We start from the raw sequence: 16,498 nt of genomic DNA, 5'->3' as shown, positions 1-16,498 counted from the left end.
GACTCTACTATACAGTAGCCGATCAGCGATCGATTATTTTCACTCGGATCGGGGTCCATCTAAGCTCTCCATTTTTGAAATCCCAAAGAGTATAGCAGGGTTTTCACTGATGCGGCAATGACAACAACATAAGGAATAAAGCAATGCAACTCTTAATTACCGGTGGTACTGGGTTAATAGGACGTAACCTTTGTCAGCGATGGACGGCCAAAGGTTATGAGATTTATGTGTGGAGCCGCACACCAGAAAAAGTGAAAACGTTGTGTGGTTCAGGGGTGCGAGGGATTAAAACACTGGCTGAAATTGATCAAATTCCTTTTGATGCCGTTATTAACTTAGCGGGAGCGCCTATTGCAGATAAACCGTGGACAGAAGCACGTCGGCAATTATTGCTTGATAGCCGTATTACCTTAACCAATGAGTTAGTGACGTGGTTAGCGAAACAGGATCACAAGCCCGACGTATTAATTTCCGGCTCAGCCGTTGGTTGGTATGGCGATGGGGGCGAGCAAGTATTAACCGAAGAGAGTTCGCCACAAAGCCAAGACTTTGCTACGCATTTGTGTGCGGCGTGGGAAGCTTCAGCATTAGCGGCGGAATCCCTAGGTATACGTGTTGCTTTAATACGTACAGGCCTAGTATTAACCGGACAAGGGGGATTTTTGTTGCGTTTAATGCCTTTGTTTAAATTTGGACTAGGTGGCAAGCAGGGCAGCGGCCAACAATGGATGCCGTGGGTGCATTTAGATGATGAAGTGGGCATTATTGATTATGTGTTGCATCATCCCGAGTGCAGTGGACCGTATAACGCTTGCGCACCGAATCCGATCCGTAATCAAGACTTTGCTAAAGCCCTAGGAAGACATCTTAGTCGTCCAGCTCTCTTACCTGTGCCAGGGTTTATGTTAAAGCTAATACTGGGGGATATGGCCGAGTTATTACTTGGTGGGCAGAGATTGCAACCTAAACGTATTTTAGAGGCGGGGTATGTGTTTAAGCATGAACGTCTGGAGGGAGCGTTAAAGGCGTTGTAAGTCTTTCACCATCCACACATCACAGCCTCCATGCAACGTGCCTGGCCAAGGCGCATCCATGTGTTTAAAGCCCACGCTTTCATATAAACGAATGGCGGCTTGCATAGTGCTTAACGTATCTAAATAGCATTGGTTATAGCCTTGGCTGCAGGCGAAGTTTAAGCAAGCCTCAGTTAAGGCTTTACCTATGCCTAGGCCGCGGGCTTCAGGCAGTAAAAAGAGCTTTTTTAGTTCACACACAGCCTCAAGGTCTAAAAAAGGTGCAATGCCGGCACCGCCTACTATCTTGTCATCAAAAGTTGCTACCAAATAGAGACTACGCTCTTTCGCTACGTAATGCTGGCTCATCGCTGAGACTTCAGCATCAGACGGCCCAAAGCCATCACCTATAGCCCCATATTCCGCGCCGACCTGTTGAATAATACGGGCAATATCGTTATTTTGTTGGGCGTGGATGGGGGCGAGGGTAAAATTATACTTCATTAATGTCTACATCAAAGATTGAGTTTGGGAGATCTCACTATGAAGAAACGTTACAGCGAAGAACAAATTATCTGTGCCATTAAAGAGCGATGGACTTAATTTATGAGAGTGAAACTTTGGGGGATGCCGAAGTTAAAAAGCATCATGATTGCATGCTAGCGCTGTTACGTCATTATTATAGAAGAGACTTAGAAAACTTGTTTAAGTAAGAATTTACAAAATAGTGGCTCAAATAAAGGTGAAGATGTGGATAAAGAAAAGCAAACACGGAGTCTAGTTGATCCTCGTCAACTAGCCAGCTTGATAGAGCCCATCGCACAGATTATTGAAGCAGCACGCAGTGAAGTACGGTATGCCGTTAATCAGGCCATGGTGCAAAGCTATTGGCAGATTGGGCAAATCATTGTAGAGCAAGAGCAGCAAGGTCAAGAGCGTGCGGAGTACGGCACCCAACAATTAAAACAGCTATCAGCTGCACTGACGGACCGCTTAGGCAAAGGCTTTGATGTAACGAACTTACGTAATATGCGACGTTTTTATTTGGCTTTCCCAATTCGAGACGCAGTGCGTCCTGAATTAAAACATCAAGACGTAGGACAGATGGACACCTATGTACGCCTTTATGATGAGCAGCACAAAGGCGACGATGACAATCTTGATATCATTCTATATTCTGCGCCTGAATGTCGACTAAGAAAATAAATCTTATTAGAATCAATAGGTTGCGTTTTATTTTCTTCTTGTTGTGTAATTGTACCCACCAATATACCCACCATTAATTTAATGTCTGCATCAAAGATTGAGTTTGTAATGATACCTCTAGCTTATGCATGCTGCGCAATAGCAGAGAAGGGGGAATACTCTTAGATGCCATTTTCGTAGGCTTCTTGAATTAGGTACTCTACTAATTCTGTCCTAGTCATTTTATTCTGATTGGATAGCAGCTCAAGCATCTCTCGTGTTTCTTCAGATAAGGACAGGTTGGTTTGTTTTTTACCCTTGCGGTTGGCGGCAACCTGTTGAGATTTAAATTTTTTCTTAATCTGCTCTAAATGGTAAAGCGATTCTTCTAAGCTATAGCCAACATCATCAATATACGCTAAGACCTCATCTAAGTTATTAAACTTTGGTGGTGGATTGGCACGTCTTCTTTGAGGGGACTTATTATTACTATACCAATTCCAAGCACATTCACATTTCTTCTTCTCTTGGCGTGGGTCCTTTTTGTACCAGCTAAAAGGTTTTTCTTCTATCAGTTGCCTATTCCAGTCTTGCTGTAGTTGATCTAGTGTCCGTAACTTATTTTCAGAAGATGTTGACCAATAATCAAATTGAGCGACGAATTTCTCTTTGTCACTTAAGTCAGTGGCACTTAAAGAGTTAAGTGTTTTATGGTGATTGAGTAAATCTCCAGTCCGAAAGTAAGGGAGTTTGTCTAGTTGTATTAATAGCCAAGTTGGTTGTCGGCCAGTTTCTTTTATCCAGCTAAAAGCATCTTCATTCAACAGATCTTGATCTAGGTGTGTTCCCACCTCTCTCCAAAAAACTTGTAAAGAGCGAGCTCTAATACGATCTTGTTGCCAGTTTTCGGGGGTTCTCCAAGACGCAAATGGTGCATTTCTTTCACCGTCACCCCACCATTTTTTTGAAATAAATTCTGCCATTTCCTTATGGGCATCAAAAGATTCTGGGTTGTGATCAGAGGGAGAAAGACCAAAATCTTCGAGCATCATGCGTAACCATATTAGCTCACGTTTACCTAGTTTTTTTTGAAATAAAAGATCAAGTTTTTCAGTGGGGGTTAGTATTTTTCTACTCATGGCATGGGGTGGTTGGTCTTTTAGTAGGGCTAAGGTATGACATTTACTCTTGAAAAGTGTCTGTTTAGCAATGTATTTGCCGTACATATTTAGGCAATTAATATATTTAATCTATGTCATGATCTATGTGGTAACTATTTAAGAACTATATCAAAACTATATAAGATCTAGGTTAGTTAATTTGAGTATGACATAAAAAAATCAATGCCTAGCGATGTATTTAGCTTATAAATAATCACTTTTTTCACTATAAGAGATTATAGCAAACTTTGCTTGATTGAGTTTTGGTTCTGTCATCAGTGACGATGGTTCAGGACTATCACGCTTAGCTTTAGATTTTTCCCGCTTATTAAGAGGGGGAGAAAAAGCGATTTAGGCATTTTGTAGACAGCTGCTTTTCGTGATTTTTAATGCGCTTGGTTCATGTTGTAGAAGTGGTGCTGATCATTCGGTTGGCACGAACTTCTGCCTTTCAAGACAGGAGATCGACATGACTACAACAGACGAGTGCAATTCCAATACTAGTGAGTTACCTAAACAATCAGCAGTGTCTTTGCTGGAAGACCAATTTGTGAATATGAAATTCATCACCCAGCTAACCACCTTATCGTATAAGTGGTTTTACAAGCTGATTCAAGATGGTGAGTTTCCCAAACCAATTAAATTTGGTCGTAGATCGTTGTGGTTAAAAAGTGAGGTGGAGCAGTGGCTCATGCAGAAGATTGAGGAGTCCAGAGAAGAGGTGAGTGCTTAGGTCCGTCAGTGATCAATTATTGAGTAAACTTTAGCTTACTTTTATTTGTTATATGATTGGTTGTGTAATCAAAAGTATGGTTACTTAGGTAAAAAGATTAGGGAAGCTATGGTCTTTTTAGATCATAGCTTTTTATGTTCCATTTTTAGTTATTTAATAAAAACCAAGTTTGAAGGTAGTCAACTACCCCGCCCTAAAGGGACGGAGCTTGTAAAAGCAAGCTGGGTTGACCAGGGTTAGCGGCTTTTATTGAGTCGCTCCGTTAACAACAGGTCGTTCAGACCCACCCTAGAGTGCTTCTTCAGCTCTAGGCTCTGGAAAGACAGGATCATGCAGGCGCAAGGTAAAACGCCGAAGGTTCTGTTTGCTGCACGCGCAGGAGCCGGTTGTTGACCTTCCCGAGGAGAGACGGACATTTGTTCCGCGTTACAAGGCCCGTAAGGGCATGGATTAGGAGAAAATCGCATGGCGGTTTTTGTGTTAGGAAAAAACAAACGGCCTTTGATGCCGTGCAGTGAGAAACGCGCTCGGTTATTGTTAGAGCGCGGTCGTGCTCGCGTGCATCGCTTGGTGCCTTTTACGATCCGGCTGGTGGATCGCACGGTCGCAGACTGTGCGTTACAGCCGCTAGAGTTAAAGATTGACCCCGGCAGTAAAACGTCAGGGTTGGCATTGGTTCGCAATAACGAGGCGATTAACACGGAAACGGGCGAAATAACAGCTACCGCTCACGTACTAAACCTGTTCGAGTTGATACATCGGGGGACTCAGATTAGCCAAGCACTGACGGCCCGTAGTCAAATGCGTCGCCGCCGTCGCAGCGCCAATCTGCGCTATCGCGCTCCGCGATTCCTGAATAGAACTCGACCCACAGGCTGGTTGGCGCCCAGCCTACAGCACCGCGTGGATACAATTCAATCATGGGTGCAGCGCATCCGACGATACGCGCCGGTCATGCAGCTAGCACAAGAGTTGGTACGCTTTGATATGCAACAACTTGAAAACCCTGAAATAGCGGACGTGGAATACCAGCAAGGCGAGTTAGCGGGTTACGAAGTCCGCGAGTATTTGCTAGAAAAATGGCAGCGACAATGCGCGTACTGCGACGCTCAAAATATACCCTTACAAATCGAACACATTCACCCCAAAGCACGAGGTGGCTCAAACCGCATCAGCAATTTAACGCTGGCCTGTGCGCCGTGTAATGTAAAGAAAGCAGCCCAACACATTACCGAGTTTTTGGCCAAAGACCCTAAACGCCTCGCTAAAATTCAAGCTCAAGCCAAACGCCCCTTGCGGGATGCCGCTGCCGTTAACGCCACACGATGGAAGCTGTTTAATGCGCTTAAGGCAACGGGATTGCCAGTCAATACAGCTTCAAGCGGCTTAACGAAATTTAATCGCTCACGGCTACACATACCTAAAACGCACGCCCTCGATGCGGTATGTGTCGGCCAAATAGGTCACGTTAAACAGTGGCAAAAACCCACCTTAGTCATTAAAGCCACCGGTCGCGGCAGCTACCAACGCACCCGCTTGAATCGCTTTGGCTTTCCACGAGGCTATTTAACCCGACAAAAGCAGATTCATGGCTTTCAGACGGGTGATCGTGTGAAGGCTGTGGTGACTCAAGGCAAAAAAATCGGCACCTATGTAGGCCGTGTTGCCGTTAGAGCCTCGGGCAGTTTCAACATCCAAACCGCCCAAAGTTTGATACAAGGCATTAGCCATCGCTACTGTACCCTGATTCAACGGGGCGATGGCTACGGATATTCACTTAGAACGGATAGCAATTAACTACGGAGAAGCGAGAACAAGGTTGGCTTACGCCAACGCGCTATCCCTCCCCGCCATCAATGACGGGGTATCTCGCGCAACATCTTGATGATAATGAAAAAAATGACTCCTTTACTAGCAGGATTACTGACGGCAATTACTTTTTCCTCATCGGCGCAAGCGGTTGATTTCTGGCACTCTAATACCGTTTGGGCAGGGCAAGGTATGTGTGCCGCATCATTTACGTTTGATAGCGGCCTTGAGCCGGTAGAGCAGCTTCAGGTACGTATAGATGTAGTAGATAAAGCGAATACAGTTGTTGATGATGCTGTGCTTGAAATAAACTCATTTGGTGGAGCTGGTTTTGAGCGTTATGCAGATGCTTTTTGGGAAAGTGAGTTAGCTTGCGATTCAGATTTAAGCCTAGTGGTTACCCATGCCGAAGCCATTATTAATAATCAAAGGCAGGATTTATTAGCAACAGGGCAGTTCAGCGCACGTGACTTTGTACCATTTCAGATAGAAATAAGCCCACAACCCAAACAAGTCACTCAGCAGATTAATAACTGCAATAATCCTAGGTTTACTACTGTTGCAACTATATTTGATAAAGATGGATATACCAATGTGCGATCACAACCTAATGCCAAAAGTACCATTATAGAAAAAGTGTTCGATGACGAGCCTTTCTCTACCTTCCAGCAAAAAGGTAACTGGTGGCAAGTTTGTACTCCTACAGGGCAAATAGGCTACATGTATCACGACCGTATTAGGATGTAATTTTTTACAGGGAAATCAAGATGAGTCGTTACGAACCGCCAATACAAATTAGTCCAAAAATATTGAACTTGGTCGCTGAGATTAGTGAGTTGCTAGGGCGGTATGCAGAGCGTGAACGTAGAGCTTATTCTTTGCGTTTACGCCGAGCTAACCAAATTCGCACGATTCATGGCTCATTAGCGATAGAAGGTAATAGCTTAAGCGTAGATCAGATTACGGCTGTGTTAGAAGGAAAACCTGTTATTGCCCCACCCAGAGAGGTGCAAGAGGTTAAAAATGCCTTAGCCGTTTATGACAACTTTCATTTTTATCAGCCAGAGAAAGAATCAGACTTATTAGCAGCGCATGACGTTTTAATGGTGGGCCTTATGAATGAGAGTGGGCTGTATAGGAGTGGTGGAGTTGGCGTAATGAGTGGTAAGGAAGTGATTCATATGGCACCGCCTGCTAATCAAGTACCCCGCTTAATGAAAGACCTGTTTAATTGGCTGCAGCGCACTGAGCACCACCCTTTGGTAGCGAGTGCTATTTTTCATTATGAGTTTGAATTCATCCACCCGTTTGCTGATGGCAATGGGCGGATGGGCCGCTTATGGCAAAGTTTGATTTTGGCGAAATGGAATCCCCTGTTTGCTAATTTGCCGATTGAATCCTTGGTCTATGCTAATCAGCCAGAGTATTACCAAGCAATTGCTCACAGTACTGCCCAGACCAACAGCGCGCCGTTTGTGGAGTTTATGTTGGACGTGATTAGTCAAACACTAAGACAGCAAACAGTAAGTGAAGAGCAAGAGGATACGCAAGATCTGGATCAACGGCTAGAGTTGCAGCTAGAGTCGCGGCTAGAGTCAAGCATTGCTGCTAAGGTCTTGTTGTTCATTAGAGATCAATCACTGAGTAAATCAGAGTTGGCTGCTTTGTTGGGACATACATCGATCTCAGGTGAATTGAATAAGCAGGTGAAAGCCTTACTGGAAAAGCAGTGGATTCAAATGACGATTCCTGACAAGCCTACCAGCCGACAACAGAAGTATGAATTGACACTAAAAGGACAAGAGTTCCTACAGCAGTTGAGTAAGTAATTTTTTACTACCCATGCCTTATGTTGTGAGCCTAAGTGTGTAGAAATAATTTTCATGATCATTGCTTAAATTCCTGTAGGGCAGGGATCAATGGAAATGAAGAAGCGACACAGCACAGGTTCATGACTTTAGGTTTTAGATGCTATTAATAAGTAAAAGTAATAAAGAGTATATTTAATGTTTAACTAGTAAATATAGAAATAAACATATTGAAGACTAAAGGGTGTGCTTAACACACCCAAACTATTACTGTAATGCATCTAAGACCTATTCCTTTTTAATTGATTAATGCTAAAGGACATAGGCATGACTAGACCTTCATCTAATGGATCTGATGATCCAATTAATAAGAGAAATCAAAGACGATTACATGGTTTGATTGATAATCTTTTTAATGACTACTCTAAGTTGTTAGTTGTACGTTTGGATTTTTATATTCAAAAAGACTATGAATTAATTAATACCTACGATTACATGAATGAAGCCTTTGAGAGGCTTAGAAATAATCTACGATCTAACCGTTTGTTTGAGCATTACATAACCTACGCAGCAAGGCTAGAGTACGGAACCGATAGAAAGTGGCATTATCATGTGCTGTTCTTCTTTGATGGTCAAAGAGTAAGGGATGACTATGGCTTAGCTAAAGCCATAGGGGAGTACTGGGTGAAGGTGATAACACGCAGACTTGGGGATTACAATAGTCCGAATATGAATAAGTATAAGTATCGCAGGGTAGGGGTGGGTATGATTGATTACAGAGACGAGAAAAAAATAGAATGCCTTAAAAATGATGTAGCTAAATACCTTGTTAAGCTTGATGTAAGCGGCTCAGAAACGAGAGGGCGACGTGCCTATAGGCAGGGGCAGTATAAGCCCAAGCAGGGGCGCTTAGGCAGGCCTAGAGAGGTTGACTATCCTGATGCTTATGCTTGATAGGTTTATTTGGTTTTAAGAGGGTTGGGCTGTTATCAGCCCTTCTTAAGAAACGCAGTTAAGTGTTAATACAAATGATAGTAATCATACGGAGATAAAGGGTGGCTCAAGGTCGTAGTGTTAGGTTGTTTTTAGTAGATGGTTCACCGCAAGGGTTAATTACTGCTGAGATTATGAATTGGACAGGGCATGTGCTAACAGGCCCTAGAACGAAACTTGCAGAGTTAGTGCAACGTCCTGAGAGTAGTCGGACGGGTGTGTACTTCTTAATGGGAAGTGATCCCGATGGCGGGGCGTTGCCCTTGGTGTATATCGGTGAGAGTGATGATGTGGCTACACGGCTTAAACAACATAACCGTGCTGAGGAGTCAGGAGGTAAGGACTTTTGGGAGCATGTTTGGTTAGTCACTAGTAAAGATCAGAATCTAACTAAAGCGCATGCTAAATACCTAGAGAGTCGTTTGATCCGAAATGTCAGTGATAGTGGCTTATGCAAGCTGGTGAATGGTACTGCACACGAGTATGTGAGCTTACCGGAGTCCGATCAAGCCGATATGGCTTTCTTCATTGATCAGTTACGTACCATTTTGCCTGTATTAGACTTTGAGTTTTTACGTAGTCCTGTCGTGACTTCTAAGGATAACGTTGCTGAGTCTTTGACTATGACTACAGAGTCATCCCTATTTGTTTTTACGATGCCATCAAAAGGTATTGCGGCTTCTGCTAGAGAGCAAGACGGGCAGTTTGTTGTATTGGCTGGATCTTCTGCACGCGGTAGCTGGGAGGGTGTCTCAGGTGGTTATGAGCGTTTATACGAACAGTTATGTGCGAGTGGAGTGTTAGCGGAAAAAGAATCTGGTAAGCGTTACTTTACAACAGACACCGCCTTCTCCAGTCCCAGTGCTGCCGCAGCGGTAGTAGCAGGGCGTAGTGCTAATGGCCGATTGTCGTGGGTTATCGAGGGTAAGGGGATGACTTATGGGGCTTGGCAGGAGTTGCAGGTAAGTGTGTTGTAGGATTTCTTACGTAATTAGCAAGGCAACTCCTGTACGCTACAGACCGTCCTAGTGGACGTAACACTTGTTGATATAATTAATTACAATCAAGCCACTACAAAAATTAATGCTTAAAAGGGGTTCGCATGTCAGCTTTATACGAGTTATTGGATTCTTTCCGTCAAGCCGCGGTCACAGAGCGTGAAAAAGGCACGTATTTTGAAGAGCTGATATTGATGTATTTGCGTAATGAGGCCACTTATCGTGATTTATATAGTGATGTGTGGACGTATGCAGACTGGGCTGAGCTACAGCAAATAGATAAGCGCGATATAGGCATTGATTTAGTGGCTAAAACCCGTGGTACGGAGGAGTACCATGCAATTCAATGTAAGTTTTATGCGGAAGACTACAAAGTTCAACGCCGTGACATTGATAGCTTTTTCACGGCTTCCGGTCAGCGTCCTTTTACCCATCGCATTATCATCAGTACGACCAATAACTGGACTGAACACGCAGAAGAAGCCTTACGCGATCAACAGCCGCCTATTAGTAAAATTGATTTGTATGACTTAGAGAGCAGTCAGATTGATTGGTCTCAATACCAAGCGGGTCAGGCCCCTGTTAAGCAGCCACGTAAAACATTAAGACCGCATCAGAAAAACGCCTTAGAAGCCGTCATCAGTGGATTAGAGCAAGCGGATCGCGGCAAGATGATTATGGCTTGTGGCACCGGTAAAACGTTTACTAGCTTAAAAATAGCTGAGCAGGTAGCTGGGGCAGGGGGTCGGGTTTTATTTCTGGTTCCTAGCTTATCGTTGTTGTCGCAGACGTTAACTGAATGGACTCAAGAAAGTGAAATACCATTACACAGCTTTGCCGTTTGCTCAGACAGTGATGTGGGTAAAAAGCGTAAGGTGGATGATGACATGGTGCAAACGTTTACCCATGAGCTGCGCTATCCCGCTACGACGAATGCTAAACGGTTAGCTGAGGAAATGCTTAAGCGGCATGATGCGGACAGCATGAGTGTCGTCTTTAGTACCTATCATTCCATTGCTACGATTAGTGATGCTCAGCATCAGTTTGATTTGTCTGAATTTGATTTGGTCATTTGTGATGAAGCCCACCGCACCACAGGGGCAAGTTTTGCCGATGAAGACGAAAGCGCCTTTGTACGAGTGCATGATGCTGACTTCTTGCGTGCTAAAAAACGCCTGTATATGACAGCTACGCCTCGTATTTATAGTGCAGATGCTAAGATCACTGCCGCAGAAAGTAATGCCGCAGTGTATTCCATGGATAGCGAAGAACACTATGGTAAAGAGTTGTTTGTCATTAACTTCTCTGAAGCCGTACAACGTGGTCTATTGGTGGATTACAAAGTCATTGTGTTAGCGGTCGAAGAGGATTTGGTCAGTCGTCGCCTACAAAGCTTATTGTCCGATGACAACAATCAGCTCAAGGTAGATGATGCCGCGAAGATTGTCGGTTGTTGGAAGGCATTGGCTAAACAGGGCTTAGATGAAGGGTTAATGCATGACCCTGAACCCATGAAGCGAGCCGTGGCCTTTTGTCAGGTGATTCGTCCTAGTGCCAAAGCACGTCGTCATCAAGTGGCATCCGTCAATATCGCCAACATGTTCCAAGACGTGGTTGAGGCATACCAAGAGGCAGAGGCTTTCGAGAGCCTTGATCCAGAAACCGCAGTGCGACTTACATGTGAAGCTAATCACGTTGATGGCAGCATGAACGCCAGTCAAAAAGAAGAAAAACTCAACTGGTTAAAAGCCGACACCCCTGACAACACCTGTCGTATCCTGAGTAATGTACGCTGTTTATCCGAAGGAGTAGACGTGCCTGCGTTGGATGCGGTGTTATTCCTGACACCACGTAACTCACAAGTGGATGTGGTGCAATCGGTGGGTCGTGTGATGCGTAATGCACCCGGAAAGAAGCTGGGTTATGTAGTGCTGCCTGTCGTGATTCCATCAGGCATGGAGCCGCACGAAGCTTTGAACGACAACCAAACCTATCGAGTTGTCTGGCAAGTGCTGCAAGCCTTGCGATCGCACGATGATCGCTTTGATGCGATGGTCAACAAACTAGAGCTAATCGGTCAAGACCGCAGCAAAATGGAGGTCATTGCCATTACAGACAAAGTGCAACAACGCACTAAAAGCACACCTCAACAGAAAAAGAAAAAAGCAGGTAAAGGACAATATGGTCTTGGCGAGCCAAATGCTGGCTATCCAGCCCAGCCACAACAGGCTAGCCTACAGTTTGAAATCGGTGAAATTGAACGTGCTATTTATGCCAAGCTAGTCGAAAAAGTGGGCAACCGCTTGCACTGGGAAGAGTGGGCAGAAGACATTGCCAAAATTGCCAACACTCACATCAGTCGCATTAAAGGGATTCTTGAAAACCCAGACAACGTAACTGAACGAGCCGCCTTTGATGCGTTTGCTCTTGAGCTACGTGACGATCTAAATAACTCCATCAGTGATGATGAAATCATCGAGATGTTGGCGCAGCACTTGATTACCAAGCCCGTGTTTGATGCCTTATTTAAGGGGTACAACTTTACTGAGCATAACCCCATGTCAAAGGCCATGCAGTCAGTGGTAACGGCATTAGAGGCGCATCACATCGACAAAGAAGCCGATACGCTCCAGTCGTTCTATCAGTCAGTGCAAATGCGAGCCGAGGGCATTGAAAGTGCCGAGGGGAAACAACGCATTATTGTTGAGCTGTACGATAAGTTTTTCCGTAAAGCCTTCCCCCGTATGACAGATCGCTTAGGGATTGTGTACACCCCTGTGGAAGTGGTGGACTTTATTATCCATAGTGTCGAAGACGTCATGCGCAAGGAGTTTAACTCTAGCCTAGCGGATAAAAATGTTCACATCATCGACCCCTTTACGGGCACAGGCACATTCATCACACGCTTACTGCAAAGCGGTATCATTCCCGCCGATAAGCTACCGTACAAATTCAAGAATGAAATCCATGCGAATGAGATCGTGCTGCTGGCGTACTATATTGCTGCCATCAATATCGAAGCCACTTATCATGGGATTCTATCGGGTAATGTGACGGGTAAAGAAGATGAGGACGATATTACGGATGTCCCCTATGTACCGTTTGAGGGCATTTGCTTAACTGATACCTTTCAGATGTACGAATCTGAGGACTTGGTAGATCAACTGCTAGAAGAAAACAGCGAACGTAGAAAGCGCCAAAAGTCATTAGACATACGAGTCATTATTGGTAATCCTCCGTATTCAGCTGGACAGTCCAGTGCTAATGATAACAATGCGAATATTGCCTACCCTGAGCTAGACGAGCGCATACGGGCAACCTATGCAGAGCGTTCTGTCGCCACAAATAAAAATGCGTTGTATGACAGTTATATACGAGCCATTCGCTGGGCTTCGGATCGAATTGGAGATCAAGGGGTGATTGGTTTTATCACTAACGGACGATACCTGGAAAGTAGTCAAGCTGATGGCATGAGAAAATGTTTGGCTGAGGAGTTTTCCCACCTATATGTTTTTAATTTACGAGGTGATATTCGTAAAAACATGCTTAGTAAAGGGCTTGCAAAAGAAGGGCAAAATATTTTTGGAAGTGGCAGTATGACAAGTATTGCAATAATAGTTTTGGTTAAAAACCCATTAAGAGGTATAGGGGGAGAGATTTATTATTACGATATAGGCGATAATCTGAGTTCTGTTGAAAAGTTAGAGCGTATCACTGATCTTAGAGGTGTAGAAAGTATTCCAAATTGGAAAATTATTACGCCTGATGAGCATGGGGACTGGTTGAGTCAGCGTGATGAGAGCTTTGAGCAGTATATGTCTTTGGGGGATAAGAAAGATAAGACTGCGGTTACAGTGTTTGAAAACTACTCCAATGGAGTTAAAACTCAAAGAGACGCATGGGCTTATAACTCAAACTTAGACAGTTTAGGTGACAATATTAAGCGTTTGATAGATGGTTACAATCAGGAGCTAACTCGATTTGAAAGTATTGGTAATGGAGAAAGCATTCCAGAGCGTGAAAGTAAAGTGGATGACTTCTTAGATTTTGATCCAACAAAAACGAGCTGGACTAGAGCGCTTAAAAATGATTTAGTAAGAGGAAGGGTTTTAAGTTTTCAGTCAACGGCACCCATCAAGTCCCTGTACCGACCTTTTACTAAGCAGTGGTTGTACTTTGATCGAAAACTCAATGAAATGGTTTACCAAATGCCTCGCATTTTCCCCAATGCTAGTGCTGAGAATTTAATTATTCAAGTTACAGGAGTGGGTTCAAGAGCAGGGTTTTCTGTTTTGCTTTCCGATAAAGCAACAGACTTACATACTTTAGATACTGGGCAGGGCTTTCCTCTTTATCTTTACGAAGAGTCCGTGGTTTCAAATGAAGCTGACTTATTTAGCGAAGTCACAACCGAAACAGGCCTAGTTCGTCGTGATGCCATCACAGACGAAGGCTTAGCGCACTTCCAAGAAGCCTACCCTAACCAAACCATCAGCAAAGAAGACTTGTTCTACTACGTATACGGTATTTTGCACAGCGAAGATTACCGCAGCCGCTTTGCAAACAACCTAAGCAAAGAACTACCTCGCATTCCTCGAGTTAAAACCTTTGAGGATTTCACCACCTTTAGTCAAGCTGGCCGCCAGCTTGCCCAGTTGCACTTGAACTATGAAACCGTAGACAAGTACCCCGTGACCTTTACAGGCAAGCTTCAGCATAACGGTACTGATTTCGTAGGGGCTACAGATGAGGACTTTTACGTCACCAAAATGAAGCACCCAAAGAAAAAAGACGAGGAAACGGGTAAGAGCGTAAATGACCTGAGTAAGATCATTTACAACACAAAGATCACCCTGTCTGACATTCCCTTAGAGGCTTATGACTATGTGGTGAACGGTAAGTCTGCCATTGCATGGGTCATGGAACGCCAAGGCGTTTCTACGCATAAAGCCTCGGGTATTGTGAATGATGCCAATGACTGGGCGATAGAAACAATGAACAATCCACGTTATCCGTTGGAGTTATTACAACGGGTTATTACGGTCAGCTTGGAGACGATGAAAATCGTACAGGGCTTGCCTGAGTTGGATATTTGACACGAAAAGTTAATTCGAAAAAGTTCTATATTTCTGCTGGGTGAGTAATGAAAAAATTTAAAGTATATATATTTTTTGTTTTGTTAATGATGTCTTGTGGAGTCCAAGCTTGCTATGAATCTGTAATACAGTCCCCAAGTCCTTTCATGGGAAATCATGGAGAGATTTTTAAGTTGGCTAACGGAGAGATTGGTGAGGTGCTGTATGAGTATGAGTATTTGTATGAGTATTACCCGCAGGTTGTTGTTTGTGAGGCTCAAGGAAAGCTCCTCGTAGCAGGTAGGTCTTTGGATGTGAAGTTAATAAATAAGACCTTACAATCGAGGGGGTCGGAGATGTTTGAGGTAACAATAGATGGTGAGTTTAATGGGTGGGAGGGTGAGACCTTAGTAAAGCTAACAAATGGACAAATTTGGCAGCAAACGGACTATTTTTACCTTTATAAGTATGCCTTTATGCCTAAAGCTGTAATTTATAAAGAAGGGGCAACGTATAAAATGAAAATTGAAGGAATAGAGAGGTCGGTTGGTGTAGAGCGGCTTAAATAAAGTGCTTTTTTGCAATAGGCGGCTCTAGTTGTAAGTCACCTATCCTGCCTATATGCTTCTTTCATAATACCCCCTTCTCCGCCAACGACTCATACTCTTTAGCCCCACCAAAGTCAGCTGCTCAAATTAAAGATTTCTAGATATATGTCGTTACATTATCACGGGCCTATTATGAGGGATAAAAGCTTGAGTACAAAAAATACAAACGATGATTACTGTAAAAACTAACCTGCCATCGCTAAAGGCCCAATATCAGCTAAATAAAAATAAAAATGCTCTTAGTACAGCCATAGAACGCTTATCTTCTGGCGTACGTATTAATAGTGCAAAGGATGATGCCGCAGGTTTGGCTATAGCTAATCGTATGAGCTCTCAATACAGAGGGCAAAATGTAGCGATCCGTAATGCTAACGATGGGATTTCTTTGATTCAGGTTAGTGAAAAATACCTTTCTGATATTAATGAGCGCCTACAACGCATACGAGAGCTTACCGTGCAAGGGCTAAATGGCTCGTATAGCGATGTAGACAAGGATACCATCCAAACTGAAATTAACTTAAATTTTAAAGAAATTGATAGACTTAACAGCTTAGCTTTATTTAATGGTATCAATCTACTTGACGGCAGTGCAGGCAATATAAATTTACAAGTTGGCTCAAAAGACGAACACAAGCTTGCTTTAGATTTAGGGGGTGATGGGTTTGATGTAAACGCCCTGAGCTTACTGGATTTTACAATACAAGGAGACATACCTAAAACCTTAGAGCCCGTGTCGGTCATAAAGGGTGCTGCTCAGAATGTCCCCCTTTATGATGATAAGACAACTCTTACTTATTCGCCGTCAGCTAATGACCCCGTGCTTGTTGATGTAACTGCACATGGCTACTCTAACGGGCAGCTCTATAAAGTAAAAGATGATGGTGGAAGGCTTTATAACGTATCAATATCAGGAATGCACGATACTGATACACTGGAAAATAATGTCAGCATAAGCAAAAGAAGTTATGGTAATTATCAAAATCAGCTTGCAAGTGATATACCATTAGGGAATATACCGTATACTGACCAAGATGGGCAGCCTATAAGTTTAGAGGGTCAATTGTTAGTGCATATAGGCGGTAAAAATTATATTAGAGTTAATACTGGTGATGCCGA

Annotated in this window: 12 protein-coding genes and 1 pseudogene; 11 read left to right on the top strand and 2 right to left on the bottom strand. The window is 43.6% G+C overall.

The features are described from left to right. Positions 1–143: 143 nt before the first annotated feature. A complete protein-coding gene (locus tag AC2UZJ_RS09340) occupies positions 144–1,034 on the top strand; it encodes a TIGR01777 family oxidoreductase (RefSeq protein ID WP_486949883.1) in 891 nt (296 codons plus the stop codon). Here the strand turns inward: AC2UZJ_RS09340 and AC2UZJ_RS09335 are convergent. Next, entirely contained in the window at positions 1,020–1,517 is a 498-nt protein-coding gene (locus AC2UZJ_RS09335) for a GNAT family N-acetyltransferase (protein ID WP_486949882.1), read from the bottom strand. The genes AC2UZJ_RS09340 and AC2UZJ_RS09335 overlap by 15 nt on opposite strands. A 246-nt stretch (positions 1,518–1,763) precedes the next feature. On the opposite strand from AC2UZJ_RS09335, the gene AC2UZJ_RS09330 reads away from it, so the two are divergent. Further along, positions 1,764–2,219, top strand: a complete 456-nt coding sequence (locus AC2UZJ_RS09330; protein ID WP_486949881.1) for a DUF1016 N-terminal domain-containing protein — start codon at positions 1,764–1,766, stop codon at positions 2,217–2,219. A gap of 161 nt (positions 2,220–2,380) precedes the next feature. Here AC2UZJ_RS09330 and AC2UZJ_RS09325 read toward each other — a convergent pair whose 3' ends face one another. After that, positions 2,381–3,424, bottom strand: a complete 1,044-nt coding sequence (locus AC2UZJ_RS09325; RefSeq protein ID WP_486949880.1) for a hypothetical protein — start codon at positions 3,422–3,424, stop codon at positions 2,381–2,383. A gap of 403 nt (positions 3,425–3,827) precedes the next feature. On the opposite strand from AC2UZJ_RS09325, the gene AC2UZJ_RS09320 reads away from it, so the two are divergent. From AC2UZJ_RS09320 to AC2UZJ_RS09280, 9 genes and pseudogenes are all read left to right on the top strand, one after another. Next, positions 3,828–4,091, top strand: a complete 264-nt coding sequence (locus AC2UZJ_RS09320; protein WP_486949879.1) for a helix-turn-helix transcriptional regulator — start codon at positions 3,828–3,830, stop codon at positions 4,089–4,091. A 465-nt stretch (positions 4,092–4,556) separates the two neighbouring features. After that, on the top strand, positions 4,557–5,888 hold the full coding sequence (gene iscB, locus AC2UZJ_RS09315; RefSeq protein WP_486949878.1) for an RNA-guided endonuclease IscB: 1,332 nt from the start codon (positions 4,557–4,559) through the stop codon (positions 5,886–5,888). A gap of 102 nt (positions 5,889–5,990) precedes the next feature. Continuing rightward, on the top strand, positions 5,991–6,647 hold the full coding sequence (locus tag AC2UZJ_RS09310) for an IrmA family protein (protein ID WP_486949877.1): 657 nt from the start codon (positions 5,991–5,993) through the stop codon (positions 6,645–6,647). 20 nt (positions 6,648–6,667) lie between these two features. After that, positions 6,668–7,729, top strand: a complete 1,062-nt coding sequence (locus tag AC2UZJ_RS09305) for a Fic family protein (protein WP_269902075.1) — start codon at positions 6,668–6,670, stop codon at positions 7,727–7,729. Between the two features lie 306 nt (positions 7,730–8,035). After that, on the top strand, positions 8,036–8,662 hold the full coding sequence (locus tag AC2UZJ_RS09300; protein ID WP_486949876.1) for a YagK/YfjJ domain-containing protein: 627 nt from the start codon (positions 8,036–8,038) through the stop codon (positions 8,660–8,662). Between the two features lie 101 nt (positions 8,663–8,763). Further along, the gene (locus AC2UZJ_RS09295; RefSeq protein WP_486949875.1) at positions 8,764–9,678 is read left to right on the top strand and encodes a GIY-YIG nuclease family protein; all 915 of its coding nucleotides are present in this window, start codon (positions 8,764–8,766) and stop codon (positions 9,676–9,678) included. 125 nt (positions 9,679–9,803) lie between these two features. After that, positions 9,804–14,795: a DEAD/DEAH box helicase gene (locus tag AC2UZJ_RS09290; protein ID WP_486949874.1), complete on the top strand. Its 4,992-nt coding sequence runs from the start codon at positions 9,804–9,806 to the stop codon at positions 14,793–14,795. Positions 14,796–14,842: 47 nt separating this feature from the next. Next, positions 14,843–15,343 carry an early set domain-containing protein gene (locus AC2UZJ_RS09285; RefSeq protein ID WP_486949873.1) on the top strand — a complete coding sequence of 167 codons (501 nt, stop codon included), beginning with the start codon at positions 14,843–14,845 and terminating at the stop codon, positions 15,341–15,343. A gap of 208 nt (positions 15,344–15,551) precedes the next feature. Then, a pseudogene (locus AC2UZJ_RS09280) lies at positions 15,552–15,959 on the top strand (flagellin N-terminal helical domain-containing protein); the annotation flags it as partial. Positions 15,960–16,498: the final 539 nt, after the last annotated feature.

The sequence above is a fragment of the Paenalcaligenes sp. DL 309 genome (genome assembly GCF_057475285.1).
This window is presented reverse-complemented; position numbering and strand designations above follow the sequence as displayed.

What these genes read in the sequence shown, in the direction of transcription:
- AC2UZJ_RS09340 (WP_486949883.1), top strand. Translation starts at nt 144, where the DNA reads ATGCAACTCTTAATTACCGGTGGTACTGGGTTAATAGGACGTAACCTT.
- AC2UZJ_RS09335 (WP_486949882.1), bottom strand. Translation starts at nt 1,517, where the DNA reads ATGAAGTATAATTTTACCCTCGCCCCCATCCACGCCCAACAAAATAAC.
- AC2UZJ_RS09325 (WP_486949880.1), bottom strand. Translation starts at nt 3,424, where the DNA reads ATGTACGGCAAATACATTGCTAAACAGACACTTTTCAAGAGTAAATGT.
- AC2UZJ_RS09320 (WP_486949879.1), top strand. Translation starts at nt 3,828, where the DNA reads ATGACTACAACAGACGAGTGCAATTCCAATACTAGTGAGTTACCTAAA.
- iscB (WP_486949878.1), top strand. Translation starts at nt 4,557, where the DNA reads ATGGCGGTTTTTGTGTTAGGAAAAAACAAACGGCCTTTGATGCCGTGC.
- AC2UZJ_RS09310 (WP_486949877.1), top strand. Translation starts at nt 5,991, where the DNA reads ATGACTCCTTTACTAGCAGGATTACTGACGGCAATTACTTTTTCCTCA.
- AC2UZJ_RS09305 (WP_269902075.1), top strand. Translation starts at nt 6,668, where the DNA reads ATGAGTCGTTACGAACCGCCAATACAAATTAGTCCAAAAATATTGAAC.
- AC2UZJ_RS09300 (WP_486949876.1), top strand. Translation starts at nt 8,036, where the DNA reads ATGACTAGACCTTCATCTAATGGATCTGATGATCCAATTAATAAGAGA.
- AC2UZJ_RS09290 (WP_486949874.1), top strand. Translation starts at nt 9,804, where the DNA reads ATGTCAGCTTTATACGAGTTATTGGATTCTTTCCGTCAAGCCGCGGTC.
- AC2UZJ_RS09285 (WP_486949873.1), top strand. Translation starts at nt 14,843, where the DNA reads ATGAAAAAATTTAAAGTATATATATTTTTTGTTTTGTTAATGATGTCT.